This window comes from Kitasatospora sp. NPDC001095, from assembly GCF_053598615.1.
Map to the genome: position 1 here is coordinate 1 of NZ_JBSFKQ010000016.1, position 24,407 is coordinate 24,407.

24 protein-coding genes are annotated in these 24,407 nt (G+C 72.5%); 12 read left to right on the forward strand and 12 right to left on the reverse strand.

Annotated features, from left to right (window positions below; translation table 11 throughout):
* Window positions 1-291: 291 nt before the first annotated feature.
* Entirely contained in the window at window positions 292-1,395 is a 1,104-nt protein-coding gene (locus ACWDBB_RS16390; protein WP_449790221.1) for an NADH:flavin oxidoreductase/NADH oxidase, read from the reverse strand.
* A gap of 149 nt (window positions 1,396-1,544) precedes the next feature.
* Between ACWDBB_RS16390 and ACWDBB_RS16395 the strand changes: the two genes are divergently transcribed.
* On the forward strand, window positions 1,545-1,979 hold the full coding sequence (locus ACWDBB_RS16395; RefSeq protein WP_449790222.1) for an NUDIX hydrolase: 435 nt from the start codon (window positions 1,545-1,547) through the stop codon (window positions 1,977-1,979).
* A 174-nt stretch (window positions 1,980-2,153) separates the two neighbouring features.
* Here ACWDBB_RS16395 and ACWDBB_RS16400 read toward each other — a convergent pair whose 3' ends face one another.
* The 4 genes from ACWDBB_RS16400 to ACWDBB_RS16415 form a co-directional block, all read right to left on the reverse strand.
* Entirely contained in the window at window positions 2,154-3,566 is a 1,413-nt protein-coding gene (locus tag ACWDBB_RS16400; RefSeq protein WP_449790223.1) for an MFS transporter, read from the reverse strand.
* 428 nt (window positions 3,567-3,994) lie between these two features.
* Entirely contained in the window at window positions 3,995-4,618 is a 624-nt protein-coding gene (locus ACWDBB_RS16405; protein WP_449790224.1) for a TetR/AcrR family transcriptional regulator, read from the reverse strand.
* Window positions 4,615-5,577 carry a quinone oxidoreductase family protein gene (locus tag ACWDBB_RS16410; RefSeq protein ID WP_449790225.1) on the reverse strand — a complete coding sequence of 321 codons (963 nt, stop codon included), beginning with the start codon at window positions 5,575-5,577 and terminating at the stop codon, window positions 4,615-4,617. Before ACWDBB_RS16410 ends, ACWDBB_RS16405 begins: the two co-directional genes overlap by 4 nt.
* Window positions 5,578-5,683: 106 nt before the next feature.
* Complete coding sequence (locus ACWDBB_RS16415; RefSeq protein WP_449790226.1) at window positions 5,684-6,532, reverse strand: MerR family transcriptional regulator; 849 nt, start codon at window positions 6,530-6,532, stop codon at window positions 5,684-5,686.
* A gap of 423 nt (window positions 6,533-6,955) precedes the next feature.
* Here ACWDBB_RS16415 and ACWDBB_RS16420 point away from each other — a divergent pair, with 423 nt between their 5' ends.
* A complete protein-coding gene (locus ACWDBB_RS16420) occupies window positions 6,956-8,821 on the forward strand; it encodes a protein kinase domain-containing protein (RefSeq protein WP_449790227.1) in 1,866 nt (621 codons plus the stop codon).
* Between the two features lie 50 nt (window positions 8,822-8,871).
* Here the strand turns inward: ACWDBB_RS16420 and ACWDBB_RS16425 are convergent, their stop codons facing one another.
* Window positions 8,872-11,859 (reverse strand): AfsR/SARP family transcriptional regulator, encoded by a 2,988-nt coding sequence (locus tag ACWDBB_RS16425; RefSeq protein ID WP_449790228.1) that lies wholly within the window; start codon window positions 11,857-11,859, stop codon window positions 8,872-8,874.
* 201 nt (window positions 11,860-12,060) lie between these two features.
* On the opposite strand from ACWDBB_RS16425, the gene ACWDBB_RS16430 reads away from it, so the two are divergent.
* Window positions 12,061-12,564, forward strand: coding sequence for a hypothetical protein (locus tag ACWDBB_RS16430; RefSeq protein ID WP_449790229.1), 504 nt, complete (start codon window positions 12,061-12,063; stop codon window positions 12,562-12,564).
* Between the two features lie 111 nt (window positions 12,565-12,675).
* Here the strand turns inward: ACWDBB_RS16430 and ACWDBB_RS16435 are convergent, their stop codons facing one another.
* Window positions 12,676-13,536 (reverse strand): alpha/beta fold hydrolase, encoded by an 861-nt coding sequence (locus ACWDBB_RS16435; protein ID WP_449790230.1) that lies wholly within the window; start codon window positions 13,534-13,536, stop codon window positions 12,676-12,678.
* A gap of 157 nt (window positions 13,537-13,693) precedes the next feature.
* Here ACWDBB_RS16435 and ACWDBB_RS16440 point away from each other — a divergent pair, with 157 nt between their 5' ends.
* The 3 genes from ACWDBB_RS16440 to ACWDBB_RS16450 all read left to right on the forward strand — a co-directional run bounded on the left by ACWDBB_RS16440 (window position 13,694) and on the right by ACWDBB_RS16450 (window position 16,245).
* Window positions 13,694-13,999 (forward strand): hypothetical protein, encoded by a 306-nt coding sequence (locus tag ACWDBB_RS16440; RefSeq protein ID WP_449790231.1) that lies wholly within the window; start codon window positions 13,694-13,696, stop codon window positions 13,997-13,999.
* 433 nt (window positions 14,000-14,432) lie between these two features.
* A complete protein-coding gene (locus ACWDBB_RS16445; RefSeq protein ID WP_449790232.1) occupies window positions 14,433-15,443 on the forward strand; it encodes a hypothetical protein in 1,011 nt (336 codons plus the stop codon).
* 313 nt (window positions 15,444-15,756) lie between these two features.
* Window positions 15,757-16,245 (forward strand): RICIN domain-containing protein, encoded by a 489-nt coding sequence (locus ACWDBB_RS16450; RefSeq protein ID WP_449790233.1) that lies wholly within the window; start codon window positions 15,757-15,759, stop codon window positions 16,243-16,245.
* 116 nt (window positions 16,246-16,361) lie between these two features.
* On the opposite strand, the gene ACWDBB_RS16455 is transcribed toward ACWDBB_RS16450, so the two are convergent.
* Both ACWDBB_RS16455 and ACWDBB_RS16460 read right to left on the reverse strand, forming a co-directional pair.
* Window positions 16,362-16,913 carry a hypothetical protein gene (locus ACWDBB_RS16455; protein ID WP_449790234.1) on the reverse strand — a complete coding sequence of 184 codons (552 nt, stop codon included), beginning with the start codon at window positions 16,911-16,913 and terminating at the stop codon, window positions 16,362-16,364.
* Between the two features lie 15 nt (window positions 16,914-16,928).
* The gene (locus ACWDBB_RS16460; protein WP_449790235.1) at window positions 16,929-17,348 is read right to left on the reverse strand and encodes an ATP-binding protein; all 420 of its coding nucleotides are present in this window, start codon (window positions 17,346-17,348) and stop codon (window positions 16,929-16,931) included.
* A gap of 158 nt (window positions 17,349-17,506) precedes the next feature.
* Between ACWDBB_RS16460 and ACWDBB_RS16465 the strand changes: the two genes are divergently transcribed.
* Complete coding sequence (locus ACWDBB_RS16465) at window positions 17,507-18,337, forward strand: helix-turn-helix domain-containing protein (RefSeq protein WP_449790236.1); 831 nt, start codon at window positions 17,507-17,509, stop codon at window positions 18,335-18,337.
* Window positions 18,334-18,546 carry a DUF397 domain-containing protein gene (locus ACWDBB_RS16470; RefSeq protein WP_449790237.1) on the forward strand — a complete coding sequence of 71 codons (213 nt, stop codon included), beginning with the start codon at window positions 18,334-18,336 and terminating at the stop codon, window positions 18,544-18,546. The genes ACWDBB_RS16465 and ACWDBB_RS16470 overlap by 4 nt, the downstream gene beginning before the upstream one ends.
* Before the next feature lie 175 nt (window positions 18,547-18,721).
* Here the strand turns inward: ACWDBB_RS16470 and ACWDBB_RS16475 are convergent, their stop codons facing one another.
* A complete protein-coding gene (locus tag ACWDBB_RS16475; RefSeq protein WP_449790238.1) occupies window positions 18,722-19,369 on the reverse strand; it encodes an NADPH-dependent F420 reductase in 648 nt (215 codons plus the stop codon).
* Between the two features lie 78 nt (window positions 19,370-19,447).
* Here ACWDBB_RS16475 and ACWDBB_RS16480 point away from each other — a divergent pair, with 78 nt between their 5' ends.
* The 4 genes from ACWDBB_RS16480 to ACWDBB_RS16495 all read left to right on the forward strand — a co-directional run bounded on the left by ACWDBB_RS16480 (window position 19,448) and on the right by ACWDBB_RS16495 (window position 21,411).
* The gene (locus ACWDBB_RS16480; RefSeq protein ID WP_449790239.1) at window positions 19,448-19,819 is read left to right on the forward strand and encodes a winged helix-turn-helix transcriptional regulator; all 372 of its coding nucleotides are present in this window, start codon (window positions 19,448-19,450) and stop codon (window positions 19,817-19,819) included.
* A 195-nt stretch (window positions 19,820-20,014) separates the two neighbouring features.
* Window positions 20,015-20,458 carry a peptidase inhibitor family I36 protein gene (locus ACWDBB_RS16485; protein ID WP_449790240.1) on the forward strand — a complete coding sequence of 148 codons (444 nt, stop codon included), beginning with the start codon at window positions 20,015-20,017 and terminating at the stop codon, window positions 20,456-20,458.
* Between the two features lie 44 nt (window positions 20,459-20,502).
* Window positions 20,503-20,940 (forward strand): peptidase inhibitor family I36 protein, encoded by a 438-nt coding sequence (locus ACWDBB_RS16490; protein ID WP_449790241.1) that lies wholly within the window; start codon window positions 20,503-20,505, stop codon window positions 20,938-20,940.
* 39 nt (window positions 20,941-20,979) lie between these two features.
* On the forward strand, window positions 20,980-21,411 hold the full coding sequence (locus ACWDBB_RS16495) for a peptidase inhibitor family I36 protein (RefSeq protein WP_449790242.1): 432 nt from the start codon (window positions 20,980-20,982) through the stop codon (window positions 21,409-21,411).
* Window positions 21,412-21,633: 222 nt separating this feature from the next.
* Here the strand turns inward: ACWDBB_RS16495 and ACWDBB_RS16500 are convergent, their stop codons facing one another.
* Together ACWDBB_RS16500 and ACWDBB_RS16505 are read right to left on the reverse strand one after the other, a co-directional pair.
* Window positions 21,634-22,356, reverse strand: a complete 723-nt coding sequence (locus tag ACWDBB_RS16500) for a heparin lyase I family protein (RefSeq protein ID WP_449790243.1) — start codon at window positions 22,354-22,356, stop codon at window positions 21,634-21,636.
* A gap of 143 nt (window positions 22,357-22,499) precedes the next feature.
* Window positions 22,500-23,888 carry a uracil-xanthine permease family protein gene (locus ACWDBB_RS16505; protein ID WP_449790244.1) on the reverse strand — a complete coding sequence of 463 codons (1,389 nt, stop codon included), beginning with the start codon at window positions 23,886-23,888 and terminating at the stop codon, window positions 22,500-22,502.
* Window positions 23,889-24,407: the final 519 nt, after the last annotated feature.

The window sequence follows — 24,407 nt, forward strand, 5'->3', positions numbered from 1 at the left end:
AGGAAGATCTTGGTCGATCCCCTGAATAGCAGAGGCACTTCCCTTATCTCGCGCACCCTTGACACCGCCGCCCAGTCCTTAACTTCGTGGCATTGGATGCTGCTGCCGCTCCGGCTGTACGACGGGCTCGGGAGGAGGTGCGCGCCGAACTGGCCGGGCGTGGCCTGCGATGCGGACAAGCCCGGCTGCCAGTGGCGGGCCTGCTGGCCCTGGCAGCAGGCGGTACGGGCGTGGCCATCGCGGCGCAGGAGGCCGAGGTGGTCGGCCTCCTGCGCCGGGGGCTCGCGGGGGTCAGGCGAGGTGGTACGGGGCGGGGGTGGGGACCTCGACGTCGAGGGTGGTGGCGGCGTGGCGGGCCCAGTAGGGGTTGCGGAGCAGTTCGCGGCCGATCAGGACGGCGTCGGCGCGGCCTTCGGTGAGGATGGCCTGGGCCTGGGCGGGGTCGGTGATCAGGCCGACGGTGGCGACCGGCAGGTCGGTCCCGCGGCGCACGGCCTCGGCGAAGGGCACCTGGAAGCCGGGCCCGGCCTCGATGCGTGCGTCGGGGACGATGCCGCCGGTGGAGACGTCGAGCAGGTCGACGCCGTGGGCCTGGAGCTCCTTGGCGAGGCGGACGGTGTCCTGCGAGGTCCATCCCTCCCGGCCGTCCTGCGGGTTCTCGGTGATCCAGTCGGTCGCGGAGACGCGGAAGAAGACCGGCAGGTCCTCGGGCCACACCGAGCGGACGGCGTCGACGACCTCCAGCGCGAAGCGGATGCGCCCCTCGAAGGAGCCGCCGTAGCCGTCGGTGCGGTGGTTGGCCGCGGGGGAGAGGAACTGGTGGACCAGGTAGCCGTGGGCGCCGTGGACCTCGGCGACCTGGAAGCCGGCGTCGAGCGCGCGCCGGGCGGCGTCGGCGAACTGCCGGACGATCTCGCCGATCTGTTCCTCGGTCAGCTCGTCCGGCGTGGTGTGGGCGGGGGAGAAGGCCTCGGCGCTGGGGCCGACCGGGGTCCAGCCGTGCTCCTCGTCCGGGCTGACGGGACGCCCGCGGTCGACCCAGGTGCGCTCGGTGGACCCCTTGCGGCCGGCGTGGGCGAGCTGGATCGCTGGGACGGTGCCCTGGCTCTTCAGGAAGGAGGTGATCCGGCGGAAGGCCGCGACCTGCTCGTCGCTCCAGATGCCGAGGTCGTACGGGGTGATGCGCCCATCGGGGCTGACCGCGGTGGCCTCGGTGATGATCAGCCCGGTGCCGCCGGCGGCGCGGGCCGCGAGGTGGGCGAAGTGCCAGTCGGTCGGGACACCGGCCGCGTCCCCGTCCGGGACGGCGCTGTACTGGCACATCGCCGGCATCCAGATCCGGTTGGGGACGGTCAGGGACCGCAGGGTGAACGGGGCGAAGAGGGAGGTGCTCATGTCGGACTCCCGATGGGGTCGGCGCCAATGCGAAGGGGAGAGCATGCAACTTTTGCAGCTGCACTTACAATCGCAGACAATAATTGCGCGCGCAGGGACCTGCAAGGGTGCTCCGTCGGCACCACCTCCCACCTGCGAGAATCAATCCCGTGATCGACTCCGCAGCCACCAGCACCCCGGACGCCCCGACCGCCCCGCTCACCGTCGCCGCCGCCGCGATCGTCCAGGAAGGCCGGCTCCTGGTCGTCAGCAAGCAGGCCGCCCCCGAGGTCTTCTACCTGCCCGGCGGCAAGCCCGACCCCGGCGAGGACGCCCTCCAGGCACTCGCCCGCGAACTGGGCGAGGAACTCGGCGCGGCCCCGGTCGATCCCCGCCACCTCACCGACATCCGCGCCACCGCCGCCCTCGAAGGCGTGCCCATGCTGATGACCGTCTTCACCGCCACCCTGGACCGCGAGCCCGTCCCCGCCGCCGAACTCGCCGACCTGCGCTGGACCGACGGCCGCGACGACACCCTGCGCCTGGCCCCCGCCGTCCGCGACCACCTCCTGCCACTGCTGCGCGAACGCGGCGACCTGGCCTGACGTTTGTGGGGTGCGGGAGTCGGCGCGCGCCCGGTGGCGTCGGGTGGCGCTGCCATTGGCGCGCTCTCCGGAGGGCCCCGGGGCGGGGCGGGAGTCGGCGCCCCGGGACGCCGGACGGCGCCGCCCGGTTCCCCGGGCGGCGCCGTCGATGCCGTACGAGCAGTCAGCCGGCCGTCAGCGCGCCGTCTGCGGGACGCGCTGGCTCGGGACGGCGCCCCGGGCGGCGCGCGGCGCACCCGCGGCACCCGCGGCCGCGCCGACGGTGGCGGGGGAGGCGCCGAGGGCGGTGCCCCGGGTCTCCTCGGCCCACATGACGCAGACCAGCAGCCCGACCGCCGTGGTCCCGGCCGCGATCAGCATGGTCGGGCCGGTGCCCAGACCGGTCAGCGACAGCGGCAGCAGGTAGGTGCCGACGGCCGCGCCGATCCGGCTGACCGAGGTGGCGACGCCCACCGCGGTGGCCCGGATCTCGGTCGGGAACAGCTCGTTGGGGTACGTCCAGTCGAGCACGTTCGGCCCGCCGCACAGGAAGGCGTACGCGCACAGCGCCAGCAGCGCGACGGCGGCCGGGGCGGTGGGCCACACGCCCAGCAGCGCCAGCGGGACGGTCATCAGCGCGAAGGACCAGATGATGACGGGCCGGCGCCCGCGGGTGTCGATCAGGCGCAGCGCCGGGTAGCAGCCGAGCAGGAAGACCATGCTGATCAGGCCGGTGCCCAGGGTCTCCATCACGGTGCCGCCGGGCATGCCGAAGGAGGAGAGGATCTGTGGGCCGAAGGTGAGCATCGCGAACAGCGGGCCGACCTGGCACAGGAAGAACAGGCCGCAGAACAGGGTGCGGCGCCGGTAGGGCTGGGTCATCAGCAGGCGCAGTCCGGCGGGGCGGCCGCGCTCGGCCGGGTCGGGCATCAGTTCCCGGCCGTCCACGCGCACGCCCAGGTGCTTCTCGACCACGCGCACCGCGTCGCCGACCCGTCCGTTGGCGGCCAGCCAGCGCGGCGACTCCGGGGAGCCGCGCCGGATCACCAGGAACACCACGCACAGCACCGTGGAGCTCGCCAGCATCCACCGCCAGCTGCCCGGCCCGGCCAGCTCCAGGAAGAGGTAGCCCACCACGTAGGCGAGCACGGAGCCGGCGTACCAGGCGATGATCTGCTTGCCGAGCAGCCGGCCGCGGTGCTTGGTGGGCAGCCACTCGGCGAGCAGCGAGGTGGCGATGGGGTAGTCGGCGGCCACGGCCAGGCCGAGCACGAAGCGCAGCACGGCGATCGCCCACACCGCGTCCACCCAGAAGGAGAGCACCGAGCAGGCGACCATCACGAGCAGGTCGGCGGTGTACATCACCTCCCGGCCGATCTTGTCGGTCAGCACGCCGAAGAGCGCGCCGCCGACGAACATTCCGACCAGGGCGGCGGCGCCGATCAGGCTGACCTCGGCGGTGGACAGTCCGAGGTCCGGGCGCATCCCGATCAGGGCGACGCCGACGATGCTCAGGATGTAGCCGTCGAGCAGGGGGCCGCCTGAGCAGGCGAGGGCCAGCCTGCGGTGGAACGCGGTATACGGGGCGTTGTCGATGGTCTGGGACATGTGCTTGGGGTCCTCCGGAGCGTACGGCGCGCGACCGCGCACCGTGCGCCGGGTAGACGGCAGGGGAAGACGCCGCCCACGTCGGACGGCGCCATCGCCCGGTCACAACGGGCGACCGTCCACGGTTGCCCGGCCCCCGCGGGGCCGCCACCGGGCCGAAGGTCGAGGGGATTCACGACCAAGGTCCCGAAGCGGACAGGCCCTTCGCCCGTGCCGGATCGCCGCCCGCCCAGTCCTGCCGGGACGAGGCGCCGTCGCGGGCATCGAACGCGCGCCGGGCGTGACCCTCGTCACTCGAAGCCCCAACAGGCCTGGGAATGTGGCCCATTACACATCCGGGCGGTGCCCGTCCGTACGGAGACGACCCCGCTGCGTCACCTCCGGAGCGCTCACGCGCGCCCCGCCGTCAGCTCCCGGTCAGCTTCCCGTCAGGACGTGAGCCCGAGCCGGGCGAGGCCCGAGTCCAGCGCCGCCTCCAGGTGGTCGGTGGAGCCGGTGGTCATCAGGATCAGCACTCCGCCCTGGACCCCGGCCAGCAGCGCCGCCGCCTCCCGCTCGGCGTCCAGGTCGGCGGCGGCCACCCCGCCGGCCTGCAGGTGCCGGATGCCCGCGGCGAGCTGGCGCTGCCACTGCCCCAGCAGTTCGGCGGCCACCGTGCGGCCCGCGCCGGTGGCGGTGCCCAGCTGGGACAGGGCCACGTGCAGCGGGCAGCCGACGCCCTGGGCGCGGTAGCGGGCGAGGACCTTGTCGCGCCACTGCCGCCAGGCCTCCCGGGAGGTGAGGGAGCCCAGTTCCGGCTGCTGGTCGTCGAGGACCCGGGCCGCCTCGAAGCGGGCCACGGCCAGCAGCAGCTCGTCCTTCCCGCCGGGGAAGTAGTGGAACAGCTGGCTCTTGCTGGTGGCGGTGCGGGCCATCACGTCCTCCAGGCGCAGCGCGAACACGCCCTCCGCGCGGATCTCCCGCGCGGCGCCCTCGATGATGCGCCGCCTGGTCGCGGCGCCCTTGCGGGTCGGCGGAACGTGCTCCTTCACCGTGCTCGCGAGGGCACTCACGGCAGCAGGACCAGCTTGCCGGTGGTGCGCCGGGACTCCAGGTCCGCGTGCGCCCGGGCGGCCTCGGCCAGCGGGTAGCGGCCGGTGACCTGCGCGGTGAGCCGGCCCGCCAGGACGAGGTCGAACAGCTCGCCGGCGCGCCGTACCAGCGCCTCGCGGGTGGGGACGTGGTGGTGCACCACCGGGTACGTGAGCAGGATGCTGTTCGGCAGGTCGGTGGGCCGCAGCTCGGGCACGCCCATGAAGGGGCCGTAGTAGGCGTGCACCCCGTGCGGGCGCAGGGCCAGCTGGGAGGAGCGGAAGGTGTCGGCGCCGCCGCCGTCGTAGACGACGTCGGCCCCGCGCCCGCCGGTCAGCTCCCTGATCCGGTCCTCGAAGCCGCCGCCGGAGTGGACCAGCACGTGGTCGGCGCCGGCCTCCTTCGCGACGGCGGCCTTCTCCTCGCGGGAGACCAGGCCGATGACGTCGCCGCCGCGGGCCTTGACCAGCTGGGTGAGCAGCCGCCCGACGCCGCCCGCCGCCGCGTGCACCACCGCGGTGTCGCCCGGGGCGATCGGGTAGGTCTCGGTGCTCAGGTGGCTCGCGGTCAGGCCCTGCATCAGCAGGCCGCCCGCGACCTCGTCCGGCACCCCGTCGGGCACCTTGACCAGCGAGGCGGCCGGGACGGCGAGCAACTCGGCGTAGCTGCCCGGGTGGTAGAACCAGGCCACCCGGTCGCCGACGGCCAGGCCGTCCACCCCCGCGCCGAGGGCGGTGACGTGGCCCATGCCCTCGGCGCCGAGCACCGCCGGCGCCGCCCAGCCCGGGCCGCCCTCGGCGCGGGCGCCGACGTCCATGTAGTTGACGCCGGCCGCGCCCAGGCGCACCAGCGCCTCGCCGGGGCCGGGGACCGGGTCCGGCAGCTCGGTCCAGCGCATGACCTCGGGGCCGCCGTGCTCCTCGATCCGGATCGCGTGCATGGGCTGACACCTTTCTGTACGGGGCTCGTTCGGGAGGGGGTGCACAGCACGGTAGGCAGCCGAAAATGGACCCACAAGTCCAGAAATCCGTACGGTGGTCGGGTGTCTACCGGCCCGCCGCCAGCGGCACGGCGACGTCCGCGACGTGCTCCTCCGGCCCGGCGGTCGCCCAGTTCGGGTAGTACACCTCCCGGTTCGGCCCGCCCCGCCGGTACCCGCGGGCGGCGACCCAGGCGCCCACCGCGTCGTGGGCGGCGGCCATCGCGGCGAAGCCCCGCCGGGGCAGGGCGGTGTACGCCTCGCGGTGCGCGGGCTCGATGCGCACCCCGAACGGGCCGTGCGGGCCGACGGCGTTCGGGGTGGGGGCGCAGACCTCGACCAGGGCGTCGCAGTCCTCGCCCACCAGGCCGTGGAACACCGCGAACAGCGGCCCGGACAGGCACGCGTCCACCTCCCGCAGCCGCCCGAGCAGCGACTCGCCGGCCTCGGCGAGGAAGCCGGGCAGCGCGGCGGCGTCCACGTGCCGCCGGACGAACAGGACGTGCTGCTCGGGCACGTCGCGCTCGGCGATCTCGAACATGGTGGTGCTCCTTCCGGTCAGGACCTCTCGGGCGTAGCCCACCGCTTCCCGGCGGGCCGCGTGCTCGGACTCCCGCTCCCGCCAGTACGCCAGCAGCGCCCGCTCGCCCGCGCCCGCGCCCTCGCCCGGGCCCTCGTCGGCGTCGCCGTCGACGTCCAGTACCGACGGGATCCGCGCCAGCGGCAGCCCGGCGGCGCGCAGCAGCGCGATGCGCCGGGCCCGCTCGACCTGCGCCGGGCCGTAGCGGCGCACCCCGGTGAGCGGGTCGACCAGGGCGGGCGGCAACAGCCCCCGCGCGCCGTAGAGCCGCAGGGCCTTGAGGCTGAGCCTGGTCCTGGCGGCGAGTTCGCCGATGGTGATCATGTCCTCCTGCACGCCCGCCACTGTGCCCCCTGCCCCAGGGGCAGGGGCAAGCGGGCAGGCCGCAAGCGGGCGGGGGCGAACGGGCAGGCCGCAAGCGGGCAGGGGCGAACCCCATGCTCCGGCAACACCCCGGCCCCGGTCGACGGCGGCCTCGCCAACACCATCGGCGGCCCCGAAGGTCGGCCAGTGCGCCGAACTGTGACGAACCATCGGCAACGACCGCAGGCCCCGACCGTCCACGGTCCGGGCCTGCCGGCCACCGATGGCCGGAGTTGAGCGTGATTCCTATGATGGACAGTCAGTAATTCGTTATGCCGGTGCCATGATCCTCGGAGTGTGCCACCGGCTCAGGGCGCGCCCGGGGGACGGGGCCCGCCCCCGGATCCGCTCCGGTCCTCGGCATCGGTTCCTCGGTTCATCGATTCAGGGAGAAGCATGCGCGGCACCGTGCTCGCCGACCGCTACCGGCTGGTGGACTGGCTGGGCGGCGGGTCGATGGGCGACGTGTGGCTCGCCGAGGACGAGGTCCTCGGCCGCCGGGTGGCGGTCAAGGTGGTGAAGCCCGCGCTGCTGGACGAACCCGGCTTCGCCGAGCGCTTCCACGCCGAGGCCCGCGTCATGGCGCAGCTGCGGCACCCGGGCATCGTCGGCGTGTACGACTACGGGCACGACGGCGGGCAGGACGGCGGGCACGGCGAGGGGTACTCGGGCACGGCCGGGCGGCGCCCGGTCGGCTACCTGGTCATGGAACTGATCGACGGCCAGCCGCTGAGCGCCGTCCTGGAACACGGCGGCGCCCTGCCGGCGGCGCAGGCCCTGCGGATGGCCCTGCAGGTGCTGGAGGCGCTGGAGGCCGCGCACGAGTCCGGGGTGGTCCACCGGGACATCAAACCGGCCAACCTGATGGTCCGCGGCGACCGGACGGTGATCGCGGACTTCGGCATCGCCCGGCCCGCCTGCGACGCCCGGCTCACCGTCCCGGGGATGGTGCTGGGCACCGCCGCCTACCAGGCGCCGGAACAGGCCTCCACCGGGACGGTCACCGCCTCCGCCGACCTCTACGCGCTCGGCGTGGTCCTCTACGAGTGCCTGGCCGGCCACCTCCCGTACGAGGGGGAGACCGCCCTCGAAGTGATCCTCAAGCACCTGACGGAGCCCGTGCCGCCGCTGCCCGGGGACGTGCCCGAGCCGGTGTGGGCGCTGGTCGAGCGGGCGATGGCCAAGGAGCCAGGCGAGCGCTGGCCGGACGCGGCGACGATGGCCACGGCGGTGCGGCGCGCCCTCGCGGCGGTCGAGGGGGCGGTCGAGGGGACGCCCTCGCCGGTTCCGGACCGGACCCGGACCCAGACCCGGACCCAGGCCCAGGCCCAGGCCCGGACCCGGCCTGCCGCCGTACGCCCGCCGCGGGCCGGACGCCGCCTGCGGACGCTGGCCGGGCTGACGGCGCTGACCCTGCTGTGCGTGGCCGGGGCCGCCGGGGCCACGGTGGTGCGGCCCGGCCGGGCGCCGCACGGCGCCGTCGCCCAGCCCCCGGTGCCGGAGCCGGTCGCGCTGGTGGAGGCGGCCCGCCCGAGCGCCCAGCAGGCGGCGGCCCCCGCACCGTCGGCCGGAGAGGGCCAGAGCCCCGCACCCGCCGCCGGGCCCGAAACGCCCACCGGATCGCCCCTCGCCGCCCCGCCCACCGTCCCGCTCGCCGCCCTGCCCGCCGCCCCGGCTCCCGCCGTACCCGGCCGGAGCCCCGCCCCGCCCCCGGCCGCACCCGCCGCTGGTCAGAACCCCGTTCCGCCCGCGCCGAGCCCCTCCGCCCCGGACCGGCCCGCCACCGGCGAACCGGCCCCGCCCACCGCGACCGCGACCGGGACGCCGCCGCCGTCCGTGCCGCCCACGGCGCAGCCGAGGCCGCAGCTGCCCGCCCTGGCGCAGATCGCCGGTGCCAACGGCGCGTTGGACAACTACCAGTCCGCGGACGTGGACGGCAACATGGTCGGCACCTACGTCGTCAACGGCACCTCGGCGCAGCTGTGGCGGCTGGACAAGGTCGCGGAGGGGATGTACTACCTGCGCAACGCCTCCAGCAACTTCACCAAGGTGCTGGACCAGGACCGCACGAGCAGGCAGGTGCAGATCTGGTCGAGCCCGCCGGCCGTCTGGAACCAGGTCTGGGACATCGAGCCGGTCCCGGGCGGCTACCGGATCTACAACGTCGGCACCCGGCTGTGCCTGACGTCCGAGGGCATCGGCGTGGGCACCCACGGGGCGGACTGCACCGGCGCCCAGAACCAGCTGTGGACGATCAGCTGAGCCGCCGCTGAGCCGGCGACCGCCGACCGCCGGCCGGGCCGGCCGACGGGTCACGCCGGAAGCCAGGACGGCCACTGCCGGCGCGGCCGCACGACGGGCCCGCCGGGGCTGATCAGGGCGCGCAGCCGGTTGGCCTCGGGGGAGCCGATGGAGGCCAGGATGTCGTAGGCCTCCGACCGGCGCGCCAGGGCCTCGTCCGGTGCGGTGCCGCTCTCGGCGAGCGCGTCGCCGAGCGCCGCCAGCGCCAGCCCCCGCCCCCGGCGGTCGCCGTCGAGGGTCAGCACCTCCACCGCCCGCCCGGCCGCCGCCACCGCCTCCGCGCCGCGGCCCACGGCGCGCAGCGACTCGGTGAGCCGCAGCAGGGTGCGGCCCGTACGGCGCCGGTCGTCCGGCCGCAGCAGGGACAGGGCGTTGCGGTGGTGGCGCAGGGCCTGCTCGAACTCGCCGCGGTCGTGGGCGATCGTCCCCAGCGAGTCCAGGGCGAGCGCCTGCAGCTCGTAGTCGGCGAGCCGGTGGCAGATCAGCAGGGACTGGTCGACCACGCGCACCGCCGCGTCGTACCGGCCGAGTTCGGTGAACGCGCCCGCCAGGTTGAGCAGTTCGGCCGCCACCGAGCGCTGGTCGCCGAGCCGCTCCCAGACCGAGATCGCCGCCGTGAAGCCGCCGAGCGCGTCGCCCGGCCGGCCGACCTGGACGAACAGGGCGCCCAGCGCGGCGTGGGCCAGGGCGAGCAGCGGCCCCGGCAGGCCGTCGGCGGCGCACAGGTCGCGGGTCCTGAGCAGCTCGGCGAGGGCGGCGGGCTCGGAGCCGACCTCGGTCAGCAGCCGTCCGAGCACCAGCCTGGCCCTGACCTCGGCCGTCCGGTCGCCCGCCCGGACGGCGGCCTGGAGCAGGATCTTGGCCGCGTGCCCGAGCGGCCGGGTGGCCTGCCCGGTCTCGCACAACAGGCTGCAGCCGAGCAGCAGTTCGGCCGCCAGGTCGAGCCGGGGCGGTTCGGGGAGCCCGGCGTACTGGCCGACCAGCGCGCCGACGCCCCGGTAGTCGACGCCGCCGGGCGGCGCCACCGTGCGGGGGCCGGCGCCGGCCCCCGCCTCGGGCAGGGCGGCGCGGGCCGCGGACGGGCCGAGCGCCGCGACGGTCTCCGCGTGCTGACGGGCCACCAGGCGGGTGAGCACGGCCGCCGGGCGGTCCTCCTCGCCCCGCACCTGCCCGTCCGCCTCCGCCTCCGGGGCGAGCCGCTGGGCGAAGGAGCGCAGCAGGTCGTGGTACCGGTAGCGGTCCGGCGGCGCCGTCTCCAGCATCGAGCAGTCGACCAGCGACTCGGCCAGCTCCTCGGCCTCGTGCTCGGGTACGTTGAGCACCGCCGCGACCGCGCCCGGCGACAGGTCGGGCACCTCCGGCACCGCCAACAGCCGGAAGGCACGGGCCTGTTCGGGCGTCAGCTGGTCGTAGCCGAAGCGGAACGCCGGCTCGACGGCGAGGTCCCCGGCGCGCAGCACGTCCAGCCGGCGGAGGTTCCCGGACAGCTTGTCGAGCAGCCGCTCCATGGCCCAGCCGGGCCGGCAGGCCAGGCGCGCGGCGAGGATGCGCACGGCCAGCGGGAGGTGGCCGCAGAGCCGGACGAGTTCCGCCGCCGTGTCCTGCTCGGCCCGCAGCCGCTGCTCGCCGATCACCTGGCCGAGCAGGCCGAGGGCCTCCCGAGGGGCGAACGCGGTCAGCTCGACGACCTGCGCGTTGGGCAGCGAACCGAGCCGGGCCCGGCTGGTGACGAGGACGGCGCAGCCGGGCCGCCCGGGCAGCAGCGGCCTGATCTGCTCGGCGTCCCGGGCGTTGTCGAGGACGACGAGCACGCGCCGCTCGGAGAGCAGCGAGCGGAACTGGGCGGAGCGTTCGGCGAGCCCGGAGGCCAGCCCGTCGGCCGGCACGCCGAGGGAGCGCAGGAAGACGCCCAGCACCTCCTCGGGCCGGGTCGGGCGGCCGTCGGCCCCGTGCAGGTCGAGGTAGAGCTGGCCGTCGGGGAAGTCGGCGGCCAGCCCGTGCGCGACGTGCACGGCCAGCGCCGTCTTGCCCACGCCGCCCAGGCCCGCCACGACCGCCACGGGCACGGTGCGGGGGGCGAGCAGGACGGCCCGCAGCGCCTCGGTCTGCGTCTCGCGGCCGGTGAAGTCGGCGAGGTCGGCGGGGACCTGGGTCGGCCGCACCGGCGCCCGGTACGGCGGGCGGGGCGCGGTGGTGGCACCGGTGGCGGCCGCGGTGGCGCCGGTGGTGGCGGCGGGCCGGGGCGGCGCGGGCGCCAGGAGGGCGGCGTCGGCCGCCAGGATCCGGCGCTGCAGCTCGCGCAGACCGGGCCCGGCGCTGACGCCGAGCTGCTCGCGCAGCCGCCGGTCCGTGGCGCGGTACGCGCCCAGGGCCTCGGCCTGCCGGCCGGTGCGGTAGAGGGCGAGCATCAGCAGTTCGCAGAACCGTTCCCGCAGCGGGTGTTCGGCCGTGACCGCGGTCAGTTCGGCGACGACCTCGCCGGACGGCCCGGCCTCGACCTCGGCCGCCAGACACGACTCCAGGACGGTCACCCGGCGTTCGGCCCACTCCCCGCGCTGCCGCTCCGCGTACGGGCCGGGCAGCGCGGCCATCGGCTCGCCCTGCCACAGGGCCAGCGCCGAGCGGAGCGCGGCGGCGGCGCGGGCGTGCTCCCCGGCGGCGCGCAGCGCCTTCGCCTCGCCGACGAGCTCCTCGAGGCGGTGGGTGTCCAGCGCCCCGGCGTCCACGGTGAGCAGGTAGCCGCCGCTGAGCGTGCTCGGCGCGTCGGGCCCCAGGACGCGGCGCAGGCGGTGGACGTAGGTGCGGATCACGGCGGACGGCTTGGCGGGCGGCTCCTCGCCCCACAGGTCGTCGACGAGCTGGCCGGCCGACACGGGGTGGTTGGCCCTCAGCAGCAGCGCGAGCAGCAGGCTCCGCTGCTGCGGCGAGCCGAGCGCCAGCTCACCGCCGTCCCGCCACCCCCGCAGCGGCCCCAGCACCGCGAACCGTAAACCACCCACCGGCCGTCCCCCTCCACCCGCGAAAAATCCCCCGGGGCATTTTACCGGCCGCATCGCCCCTGGTCAGGGCGGCTCATCCGGGCCCCACCGACCGCTTGTCCATCACCTGTCAACAGGCTGTCGACCATCTGTCGACGGGTGCGCCCGAGGCTTCGAGCAGGAGACCGCACCGACGCGGTCCCAGAGCGAGAGGAACACCCGATGGCACAGCGGAAGTCCCTGGTCCGAGCGACCCTGGCCGCGGCCGGCGTCGCCGCCGCGCTGTTCACGGCGGCGGCCCCGGCCGGCGCGGCCACCGCTCAGCAGCAGCCCGCCCAGGAGCAGACGCAGCTGCTGAGCGCGGCGCGCAGCACGGAGGTCCTGGTGGTCAACTGGACGGGCTGCGAACTGCGCCTGCAGAACAACTGGCTGGACCACGGCATCTGGACGACGGCTCCGGACCCCATCATCAGCGACGGAAAGACCGGACGCTGGCAGTCCGAGAGCAACGGCTTCATGACCGGCACCGAGGGCCACGTCATCTACGACGCGGCGAACTGCGGGAACCCGGGGCTCAACGGCAAGCGCGTCCAGCTCCACTGGAACAACCCGTACGTCGGCAGCAACGGCTACGACACCGCGGGTTCCGACCCGATGTTCGGGTTCGCGCAGAGCGGGGGCAGCGGCAACAACGCCGCCGTGTACTGGACGATCAGGGGCCTCTGATCGCCCCGACCCCTGACTGACGGGCCTGACCGACGGGCGCCCGGCCGGGACTTCCTCCCCCGGCCGGGCGCCCGCGCGTGTTCGGCAGCCGTCAGGTCAAGCGCCGTGAGGTCATCCGGCGGGCAGCAGCGCGGCGACCTCCGCCAGGACGCGGGCCGCCGGCGCCGGGTCGACCAGCCACTTCAGGTGGCTGCCGGTGAGCGTGCGGACGTCGTACCGGTTCTCCGGCGTCAGCTCGTCGCCCTCGCGGATCATCCGGTCCTGCATGGCGAGCGGTATGCCGGCGTCCTCGGTCAGCCGCACGTACGTCCGGGGGATCCGTCCCCAGGTGTCGGCCTGCGCCCGGTCCTCGGGCGTGCCGGCGTCGAGGTTCTCGTCGGGCTGGAAGGTGTTGAGGAGGACCAGGAACTCGTCGTCCGTCCCGTCGGCGAGGAAGGCCGCCTTGAACGCCGCGAGGACGGAGGGGTCGGCGGTGCGGAAGTTGGAGCGCAGCAGCCCCAGTTCGGCAGGGTTCCCGACCATCGCCGCCGCCATTCCCGCGGCGTCGACCGCGGCCATCTCGGGCTCGGCGTAGTAGGCGCCGACATCGAGGTCGACGGGGGCCCAGGCGGACACGTAGACGATGCGGTCGATCAGGTCGGGCCGCCGGTTGGCCGCGACGGTGGCCGTCAGGCCGCCGCGGCTGTGGGAGACCAGGACGACGGGCCCGTTGCGCTTGGCCCGCTCCAGTATCCCGACCAGGTGCGCGACGTTGTCGGCGAGCGTCACGCCCTTGATGGCCCCCGGCGCGGCGGCGAGCCCCTCGAGGTCCTGCGGCGCCTGGTAGGCGCGCGGGTACGTCGCGGCGAACCCGTGCCCGGGCAGGTCGACGGCGACGGAACGGTGCCCCAGGAGGCCGAGTTCGGCCTGGAGCGGCGCGAAGGAGAAGGAGCTCGCGAAAGCTCCGTGGACCAGTACGAACGTCGGTTGCATGTCTTTTTTGCTCACTTTCTGACCCGTGTTCAGTGAAAGATCATCGCACTGTCCGCAGGGGCCCGTCTCGGCCATTCGTGTCGCCGGTGGATACAACCGATCACGAACCCGGCATGCTGACCGCAACGTTGTCCGAGACGCGACGAAGGAGAAGGCCATGCGACGGATTGCGGCTCTGGGGACCGGTGCGGCACTGCTGGTGGCAGCCGGGGTGATGGCGGCTCCGGGGGCGTCGGCGACCTCGTACTGCAGCACCACCCAGGGCGCGAACTGGGGATCGGTGAGCTGCCAGACCACCGCCACGAAGAACCACTGGCAGCTGGTGCTGGTCTGCAACAACGACAACGTCAAGGGCAACCAGACGACGGTCATCGGGTCCTGGCACATGGGCAACGGCAGCGACACCCTGTACTGCCCGACCGGCTACAGCGCGGCGTACACCAAGGTCAACAACGACAACTGACCCGCCGCGCAAGGAAATCGGCCCCCACCGCCCGGCGGGGGCCGATTTCCGTACGTGCCGCGCATTCACTCTTCCGGCGTATTGGGCAAGGTGGTTCGAGCCCGATACATTTCCTGTACCGGGACGTTTCCCCACGAACCCGCACCAGGTGGCGATTCGCCTTCGCTGCGCCGTCACCCGCGACCTTTCGGAACGGGCGCACCCGCCGTCCCGACCCGACAGGACCGACCCACCGACACCTCCGGCGGCCACGGACACCGGCCGCCGACGAGGACGGCCCGCCCGTCCGACGGCGCGTGAGCCGACGCACGGCGTACGGCCTCCGGCGTACGGCGCTCGGCCCGAAGACCCGCGTCCGGCGGGACCACCGCCGAAGAACCCGCACCGGGCCCGTCCCGCCGTCCGGCACCCACCGTTCACTCGGGGAGGAACCATGAACGCCGCCGCCAACTGGAACGACATCCTGGTCCGGGACAACTTCCAGGACACGGGACAGACCCCCACGTCCGACCCCGTCTGGGAATCCCCGGACATCATCCCGTTCGGCAGCGACATTCTCGACTTCGGCCTGCTGGAGTCCAGCTACGGCGGCCCCGACCTCGGCATCAGCCACCCCATCGTGCAGGGGCGGCTCAACCGCATCTACGTCCGCGGGAAGAACCTGAGGACCGGATGCCCCACCTCCGGCGATGTCAGGCTCTACTACGCCCCCGGCGGACTGCTCCTGGACCCGCGGGCATGGACCCCGCTCAACGCCGAGGGCGGCGGCACCACCGTGCCGTTCACCGTCCGCGGCGGCAGCAGGGAGATCCCTCCCGGGCAGATCTGCGTCAGCAGGTCCGCCTTCCTCTGGCCGAGCCAGAACCCGCCCGGCCACTACTGCACGATCACCACCGTCGACACCCCCGCCCACCCCATGCCCGCGACGCTGCCCACCTTCAGCTCGCTCGTCGACTACCTGAACTGGGTCAGGTACAACCCCAACGTCGGCTGGCGCAACATCGACGTCATCCCCTGCCGGCAGACCAACTACGTCCTCTCCAACCTCGCCATCTGCAACCTCAACAACACCCGGACGCGATTCGTCTTCGGGATCTCCGGCACCGACCTGCCCGCCGGCACCGCGACCTTCTCCAACACCGACCAGCAGGCCCCGTTCAGCCTGGCGGCGCAGATCTACCCACCCGGCGACGACGAGGGGTACACGCGCTCGATCCTGCTGCCCGCCAACTACTCCGGCACGGTCACCGTCGTGGTGCGGTTCGACACGCCCCTCCCGTGCGACGCCCGGATCGTGCTGCGCGCCTACAACCCGGTGACCGGCAACGCCGGGCCGCTCGAACGGCGACTCGCCGTCCCGCTCACCGGCGTGCCCGGGCTCCACGACGCCCTGTTCCTCGAACTCGGCGCGTACACCTTCGTCGCGGCCGAAAGCGGTTCGTGACCGGCCCGGAGTTCCTGACCGGCCCGGAATCCGGGCAGGACGACACACCGTAGGGGCGACCGGGGGGGAGTGGCCGCCACCCGGCTGGTCACTCTGCGTCAACACCCTCGCTCCGACGGCGAGTTGCCGCAGGTGGGCCGCGTGCGACCGCGCCCGTTCGGCTGGCCCCGGGGTGATACGCCCGGTGCGGTCTTTCACCCGCGAAGGGCAAGGGGCCCCGGCCTCGCCCGGTCCGGCGGCGCCGGCGGTGTCCAGGATGTTCGTGGACGTCCCAGGAATCGCCTGCGACCGATCGAGTGAAAGAGAAGACGACATGACGAAGACCGGCAAGATCGCACTGGCCGTCGCCGCGGCGGGCCTGTTCACCGGCGCCCTCACCGCCACCGCGCCCGCGGCCTCCGCCCAGCCCACGGAGTTCAACGCGCTGGTGTCGTCGGAGAAGTACGGGAACTTCCTGCACCCGGGCCCCGGCGACAACGTGACCCTCGGCGACTCCAACGAGTGGATCTTCCGGGAGGTGGACCCCGGTACGTACGAGATCCGGGCGGCCAACCGGCCGGGCTTCCCATGCGTCACCTCCTTCGGCGAAGGGGATGTTGTGAAGCTGGGCGACTGCGGCTCCGCGTTCGGCCACCAGACCTGGAAGCTGCAGCCCGCGAAGCCGGGCCAGACCGAGCCCGTCCTCATCGAGTCCGCGGACCGCCCCGGCGAGGTCCCCGAACCGCACGGCCTCGGCGAGAAGGTCACCCTGGAACACCTGAGCGGCGACATCGCCCAGCAGTGGAAGGTCTACGGCCGGTAAGGGAAGCGGCCCGCCCGCGGTGAACGAGCCTGCACACCCGGCGGGCTCGTTCCCGTTTCCGGCGACGGCCGCGCCGCGCAGGAAGTCGGCGGGGTCGACTTCTCGTGCGCGGGGGTTCAGGTGCGGGTGGTTTGGGTGCGGCAGTGGGTGAGGGCGTAGCGGATGCGGGGGTCGGGGTTGGGGGTGGTGGTGAGGAGTTCGCCGGCGGTGGTGAGGGTGGTCCAGTAGGTGGTGGGGTCGCCGGTGCGGGGCAGGGGGTGGGTCGCGGCGAGGGAGAGGTAGGCGGCGGTGAGGTTGCCGGTGGTGAACCAGCGGGTGAGGCCGTGCTGGTGGCCGGGGCGGATGCCGCCCAGGGCGTCGATCGCGGTGAGGAAGAGGTCGACGACGGCGCGGCCGGTGGCGTCGAGGGCGACGGGGATGTCGAAGACGCCGAGGGCTTCGAGGAGTTCGCCGGTGTCGGCTTCGGAGTTGGGGCGGGGGTCGGCGAGGAGGGCGTCGTGGCAGTCGGCGAGGCGGCGGGTGGTCTCGGCGTGGGGGATGTCGAGGGCGAGGCACACGGCTCGGGCGACGGGCAGGGGCTGGTGGCCGAGGCGGGCGAGGAGGGCGTAGGTGGCGGCGGGGGTGGCGCCGCGGGAGAGGGTGTGACGGGCGAGGGTTGAGAGGTTCACGGGGGGCTCGGGCTTTCAGACGGTGGTGACGGGAGCGATCAGGACCCAGACGAACTTGCCGATGCCACAGGGGCGGGGGGCGCAGCCCCAGCGTTCGGCGAGCTCGTTGACGAGGAACAGTCCGCGCCCGTGCTCGTCGTCGGGGGAAGCGGTGCGGAGGGACGGCTGCCCGGAGCTGGCGTCGTGGACTTCGAGTCGGAGGCGGGAGTTGACGAGGGTGAAGCGGATCTCGATGTGCCGGTCGTCGGGCGCGTCCGAGTGCTGCACGGCGTTGGCGAAGAGCTCGCCGAGGAGGAGCTCGGCGGTGTCGCGGTAGCGGTCCCCGGAGGGGAGACCGGAGAGGTACGCCCGTAGCAAGTAGCGGGCCAGGGGCGTGGATTCGGCGCAGGAGTCAAGGCGCGCGACGAAGGTGCGGGGGCGCCGGGCAGTGAGCATGGCGAAGGACCTCAAGGGGATTGCGTGCGAAAGATTGCGCTGTGCACCCGGCGGATCACCAGGTGTAGCCATGGTGGCGTCTTGCCCGCTACGATCGGAAGGCTTCCCCACTTGACATCTTCCCCGTGTGGAATTCGCGCAGCAGTGGAGGTCTGACGATGCGTGAGTCTCAGCTGGATCCATCGGCTTCGCCCCTCAGGGCGTTTGGTGCTCAACTGCGCAGGTTGCGCAAGGCGGCGGGCTTGACGCAGACCCAGCTTGGTGAGCTTACCCACCTGAGTGATAGTCAGATTTCGAACCTCGAACGAGGGACACGCAATCCCACACTTGACTGGGTTCGAAAGGCTGACAAGGCAGTCGATGCCGGTGGAGCATTGGAACTGACGTACTGGAGTCTCAGTCGATCGTCGTTGCTGGAAGGGTTTCCCGAGTATGCGGCGCAAGAGGCGAAAGCCCAGCGCATCTCCCACTTCGAGCTGGGCATCATTCCTGGCCTGACGCAAACGATGGAGTATGCCAGCGCTTTCGCGTCCGCAGCCGTACGGCGGGGCAGCATCACCGAGGAGCAGGCTGCGGACCGACTCGACTTCCTTGCCACACGCCAGAAGCTGCTTGACCAGCGGTCGGCGCCACGCCTGCACTTTGTCCTGGATGAAGGCGCCCTCCTGCGAAGGGTGGGAGGGGCCAAGGTCATGGCGCGGCAGCTGGCACACCTTGAAGACCTCGCAAGCCGCCCGAACATCACCATCCAGGTGGCGCCGTTCTCACTCGCGGAGGAGCTTCCGTTCACCATGATGGTCACGCTGCTGACCATGGCGGATCGGTCACTCCTGGCATACTCGGAGTGCCAGCTGCGCGGCTTCCTCGAGCGAGACGCTGACACTGCCCAGGCCTGGGAGCGGGACTACCATCAGCTCCAGGTGGAAGCGCTGTCGAAGGCTGCGTCACTGGAGAAGATCCACAAGCAAGGCATGAGAGGAACGTCATGATTCGCCCTGTAGACCTGTCCGGCGCCGCATGGTTCAAGAGCAGTTACAGCAACAACGGCGGGTCGTGCGTCGAGGTGGCTCCCGGCTTCCCCGGCCTGGCGCCTGTCCGCGACTCGAAGGACCCCGAGGGTCCGGCTCTCGTCTTCCCGTTCGAGGCCTGGGCGTCCTTCGTCGCTGCTGTCCGCGGTGGCGAGTTCGGCGAGGTCTGAAGTCGGCCTGATGCCCGGCTGGGGGTTCCCGGCCGGGCGTTTTGCGTGAGCGGGGGAGGGCAGGCAAGGGCCATGAGTGCTCTGGAACCTGATCCGGCCGGGCCGTGTGGCGCACCCCCGGTGATCACGCAGTGGCCGTGCCCGTTCCCGCGCCGATCCGACACAGGAGCGCGGGTCAGGAGGGATCGACCCCCGCGTACTCCAGCGGCGGCGCGATCGCCTGAGCATCCGCACCTTCACCCACCCACAGGCCGATCAGGAGCGCGGCCGTCGCCTCCAGCAGGCCCGCCCGGTCGAGCCCCCCGCCGTTGACCGGCACGCAGCCGATGTCGCGGACAAGGAGCCGTGCCGTTTCGAGAGCCGGTGCATCGTCACCGCAGAGCGGCACCGCGAGAGGGCGTCCGCCGAAGACCGGCGGCGTCAAGCCCCACACGCTCTCGTGACAGAGATTGAATGCCTTGACCACGGACGCACCGGGCGCCGCAGCCGCGACGCGCTCGGCCGCCGAGGGCCCGCCCCGGGTCTCAAGGACGAAACCCGACGCCAGCGGGTTGGTGCAGTCGATCAGCGTCCGGCCTCGCAGGGTGTCGGCCAGGCCGGACACCACGCTGATCGCCGCCGAGTACGGCACGGCCAGCAGTACCGCGTCCCGGCCGTGTCGGGCCGCGTCCCGCAGAGTCCCCGCCCGAGCGCCGATCCGGTCGGCCAGGGTCGCGGCGCGGCCGGCGTCCCGCCCGCCCACCAGCACGTCGTGCCCGGCCCGCGACCACCGTGTACCCAGCGCCCGCGCCATGTTGCCCGTACCGGCAATCCCGATCCTCATCAGTTCAGCCTCCTCGTGGTGATCCCGTAAGTCGGATTCGGGACGACACTAGGAAGCCGCTCGGGCACCATCTGGTAAGTGACCACTGATCAGGACTTCGTAGCCGACTGCCGCGCCCGCCTCGCGTTCGACCTGCTGGCCAACACCTGGAACGCAGTGGTGGTGTGGACGCTGCGCGATGGTCCCGCGAGACCCGGTGAACTGCGCGAACGGATCGGCGGGATCAGTCCCAAAGTCCTTACGGAGACGCTGCGTCGGCTCCAGTTCAACGGGTTGGTGAAGCGCCGCGCTTTCGCCGGGTCGCCGCCGCGCGTGGAGTACACCCTCACTGAGTTGGGGCGAACGCTGCTGGGGCCGATCGAGGCATTCGGCGCCTGGGCCTTCGAGCACAGCGAAGACGTGATGGCAGCCCGGGAGCAGGCTGAGGAGTCCGGACACGATCGCGGTTGACGCCGAGGCGAGCGGCATGCGGTCCTCGGACGGGATCGCGAAGTCGCACGGGAGTATGAGGCCGTCAGGCGTCGGATTCACATGCAGTCGGATGACTGATGTCTCCTCAGTGCCCTGGCCGTCACAGTGGTGTCGCTCCGCAAGCGATGTGTCGGAGCACCCCCCTGGGCATGCAGAGATACAGAGGAGATCAGGATGAACCTGCGGCGAACGGCGACGAGGCTCGCGGTGGGTGCCGCCACGGTGGCCGGGGTGCTCGCCGCCACGACGACGACCGCGAGCGCCGATGTCCTCACCACGATCCAGACCGGCGCCGGCAAGTGCCCCGCCAACTGGGTGTGCCTGTGGAGCGAGAACAACTTCATCGTGGGGAACCCGAAGGGCGGCACCGACTACGGGGCCATCGGCGCGAACCAGAACATCCCGGACATGGGGGTCATCAAGTTCGTGGCCCAGGAAACCCGCTGGAAGGGCATGCAGGACGAGGCCTCCTCGGTCGTGAACAACACCGGGAGCAGCATCTGCTTCTACGAGCACAACAACTACGGCGGCCTGGAGTTCAGGATCGGCCCCCGGGAGCAGTGGGCCTCGGTCCCCTCGTGGATCAACGACAGGATCAGCTCCTTCAAGTTCTGCTGAACCTGCCCTTCCCCTCCACCTGAACCCGAACGGAACCGATCGTCATGAAGCTTTCCAGGAACCTGTCCAAGCTCGGCCTGATCGCCGCCGCCGCTGCCGGTCTGATCGTGACCACCGCGACCTCCGCGAGCGCCACCAACATCTACAACATCGGCCACGGGGCCGGATCGTGCCCCAGCGGTTACATCTGCCTGTGGTCGGAGGCCAACTTCATCGAGGGCACGTTCTACAACGACGCCAAGTTCGGTGCCTTCGCCTCGAACCAGAACATCGGCGACATGGGCAAGCTGCAGAAGGTCGCCAGCACGGACAAGGGCATGCAGGACGTCACCTCGTCGGTGCTGAACAACACCGGGAGCCACGTCTGCTTCTACGAGCACAACAACTACGGGGGCCTGGAGTTCAAGATCGGTCCCGGGGAGCACTGGCCGTACCTGCCGTCATGGATCAACGACAAGATCAGCTCCTTCAAGTACTGCTGACCCCGACCTCCACCTGATTCCCGAACGGAACAGATCGTCATGAAGCTCTCCAAGAACCTGACCAGGCTGGGCCTGGCCGCCGCCACCGCCGTCGGGCTGGTCGTGACCGTGGCGGGATCCGCCGGCGCCAACACGATCCTCACCATCGGTCACGGCGCCGGAGCGTGCCCCGCCAACTACGTCTGTCTGTGGTCCGAGGGCGGGTTCGTCCGCGGCGAGCCCTACCAGAAGTTCGGGTCGTTCGCCTCGGACCAGAACATCAGCGACATGGGCAAGCTGAAGCCGGAGGGCGCCTTCTGGCAGGGGATGCAGGACATCACCTCGTCCGTGGTGAACAACACCGGGAGCAGCATCTGCTTCTACGAGCACAACAACTACGGGGGCCTGGAGTTCAGGATCGGCCCCCGGGAGCAGTGGCCGTCCCTGCCGTCGTGGATCAACGACAAGATCAGTTCCTTCAAGTACTGCTGACCCGTCGCAGGCCCCGACCGGCCACCTCAGCCACCTGAAGCGCAGGCCCGGACCGCACCCCCCGCGGTCCGGGCCTGCGGTCTTTCGACGACGCGGCCCGCCGGTCCGCCGCAGGCTGTCCGGTTACCGCCGTCCGTGCCCGGCCGCCCGGTGCGCGGATGAACCGAGAGGCCCGGACCGCGCGTTGGGGTGGTCCGGGCCTGGGGGTGGACTCGGCGGGGGTCAGGAGCCGGCGGTGGCCGCCTCCAGGGTCGTCGCCATCACCGGGCTGGTGAAGGTGTTCGTGGCGTCGCCCGTGGCGGGGTGGTAGGAGCCCCACTTGAGGTAGTTGCGGTCGCCGTCCCAGGTGGTGCCCTTGAAGGTGCCGGAGCCGGTCGTGAAGGTCTGCTTGACCCCGTCGAACCAGAAGTCGATGGTGCCGTCCGTGCGGCCCAGGTGGATCTTCAGCGCGTACGAGTGCCAGGTGTTGTTGGCCGTCTGCGCGGTCCACAGCGAGTGCGCCACGTGGGCGGTGTCCCACTCCTGGAGGCGGACGCGGCCGTTGACGATGTCGATCTCGATCGGGTGGTTGGCCGTGTCGGTGCTCGGCGAGCACTTCAGCTGGAAGACGTACCGGCTCTCGGTGTCCTTGACGTCCACCTTGGACGACCAGCCCAGGTAGAAGGTGTCGCCCTCCTTCAGGTCGGGGCTGAGCGTCTCGCAGCGCTCCTCCCCGGCGGCCTGGAAGGCCCGCCACACGCTGCCCTTGACGGAGTCCTTGACGACGCCGAAGTTGCCGGCCGCGCACTGGACGGCCTTGAAGGAGGACGGGCCGGTGCTGGTGCTCGGCGTCCACAGGACCTGGCCGGCCGCGCTGGAGGGCGTCACCCCGGCGCAGGTGATCGCGAGGGTGCCGAGGGCGACGGCCGCGGTGGCGGCCTTGCGGCGGTGGGACAGAGGGGACATGCCTCTCCAAGGTGGATGAGTGGCCGGTGCGGACGGGCAGTGATTCGACCACCGCACCGGCCCGTCCGGCCAGACGGAACGGCCGGCGGAAGATCCTTTTCGGACACTTCCGCCGGCCGTCGCGCCGTGCTCCCTGCTCCCGGTTACACGTCGGGCCGGCTCTGCTCGTCGTACGAGGAGGTGCCCTCGTCCAGCAGCGGCTCCTGCGTCTTGAGGTGCGCCGGGGCCAGCGCCCGCAGCACGTGGTAGCCGGTGATGACGACCAGCGTGCCGAGCGCGATGCCGCTGAGGCTGAAGGTGTCGGTGAACTTCAGCGTCACGTTGCCGATGCCGATGATGATGCCCGCCGCGGCCGGCACCAGGTTCAGCGGGTTGCGCAGGTCCACCTGGGCCCTGGTCCAGATCTGCGCGCCGAGCAGGCCGATCATGCCGTACAGGATGACGGTGATGCCGCCGAGGACCCCGCCGGGGATCGCGGCCACGATGGCACCGAACTTCGGGCACAGGCCGAACAGCAGCGCGAAGCCGGCCGCGCACCAGTACGCGGCGGTGGAGTAGACCCGGGTGGCGGCCATGACGCCGATGTTCTCCGAGTACGTGGTGTTCGGCGGGCCGCCGACCGCGGTGGAGAGCATGGAGCCGATGCCGTCCGCGGAGATCGCGGTGCCCAGCTTGTCGTCCAGGTTCGTGCCGGTCATCTCGCCGACCGCCTTGACGTGCCCGGCGTTCTCCGCGACCAGCGCGATCACCACGGGCAGCGCCACCAGGATCGCCGACCACTGGAACGACGGGCCGTGGAAGGTCGGCAGGCCGATCCAGTCCGCCTTGCCGACGCCCGACAGGTCCAGGCGCCAGTGGTCGGTCAGGTGCCCGGCGCCGTCCACCGAGTGGATCTTCCCGAAGACCTGGTCGAACAGCCAGGAGATCCCGTAGCCGAACAGCAGCCCCAGGAAGATCGCCACCCGAGACCAGAAGCCGCGCAGGCACACCACGGCCAGACCGGTGAACAGCATCACCAGCAGCGCCGTCCACTGGTCCTGCGGCCAGTACACCGAGGCGGTCACCGGGGCGAGGTTGAAGCCGATCAGCATGACCACCGCGCCGGTGACGATCGGCGGCATCGCGGCGTGGATGATGCGCGCCCCGAACTTCTGGACCGCCACCCCCACCAGGAACAGCACCACGCCCACCACGAACACCGCGCCGGTCACCGTCGCGCTGGTGCCGCCCTGCGCCCGGATCACCGCGGCCACGCCCACGAAGGACAGCGAGCAGCCCAGGTAGCTGGGCACCCGGCCCTTGGTGGCCAGCAGGAAGATCACGGTCGCCACGCCGGACATCATGATCGCGAGGTTCGGGTCGAGCCCCATCAGCACGGGCGCCACGAAGCTCGCCCCGAACATCGCCACCACGTGCTGGGCGCCGAGCCCTACCGTGCGGGGCCAGGAGAGCCGTTCGTCGGGACGGACCACCGCCCCCGGTGCGGGCGTGCGCCCGTCACCGTGCAGCTTCCAGCGCACGCCGAGATCCATGGTGAGGTTTCGCTTTCTCTGTACTTCCGGGGAACTGTCCGCACCATTGTCCTGGCCGCCGGGTGCCCCGGCGATCACACGCACCCGCGTGAGCTGCGGAGACGTGTGCTGAGGCCTGACGGGCCCGGTGCTGTCGGGGATCTTACGGCCACCGGCCCCGCGCGATGGATCCGGCCGGGGCCGAGTACCGGTCGGGCCCGACCCCGGACGCCCCTTCCACCGCCCGGCTCGGCCCGTGTTCACCGCCGCCCGCTCCCAACGTCTCATCCACGCGTTCCAGGGCTCCGGCATTCCCCCAGCTCAGAGCCCGTCCCGGTGTCCCAGCGTCCCTGATCGGCCGCAGACCGTGGCGCCCGGGACGGATCACCGCGCAAGCTCCGGTCAAGCGTCGGCGCGGGAAGCAACCCCGCGCTGCCCGCCAAGGGTCTCCACATCGACGACCCGCTCAAGGTCACGTACTGGCAGCAGTCCATGGACGACGCCGTCACCCGGTAGTTCCCCAACGCGGCGGGCCCGGCT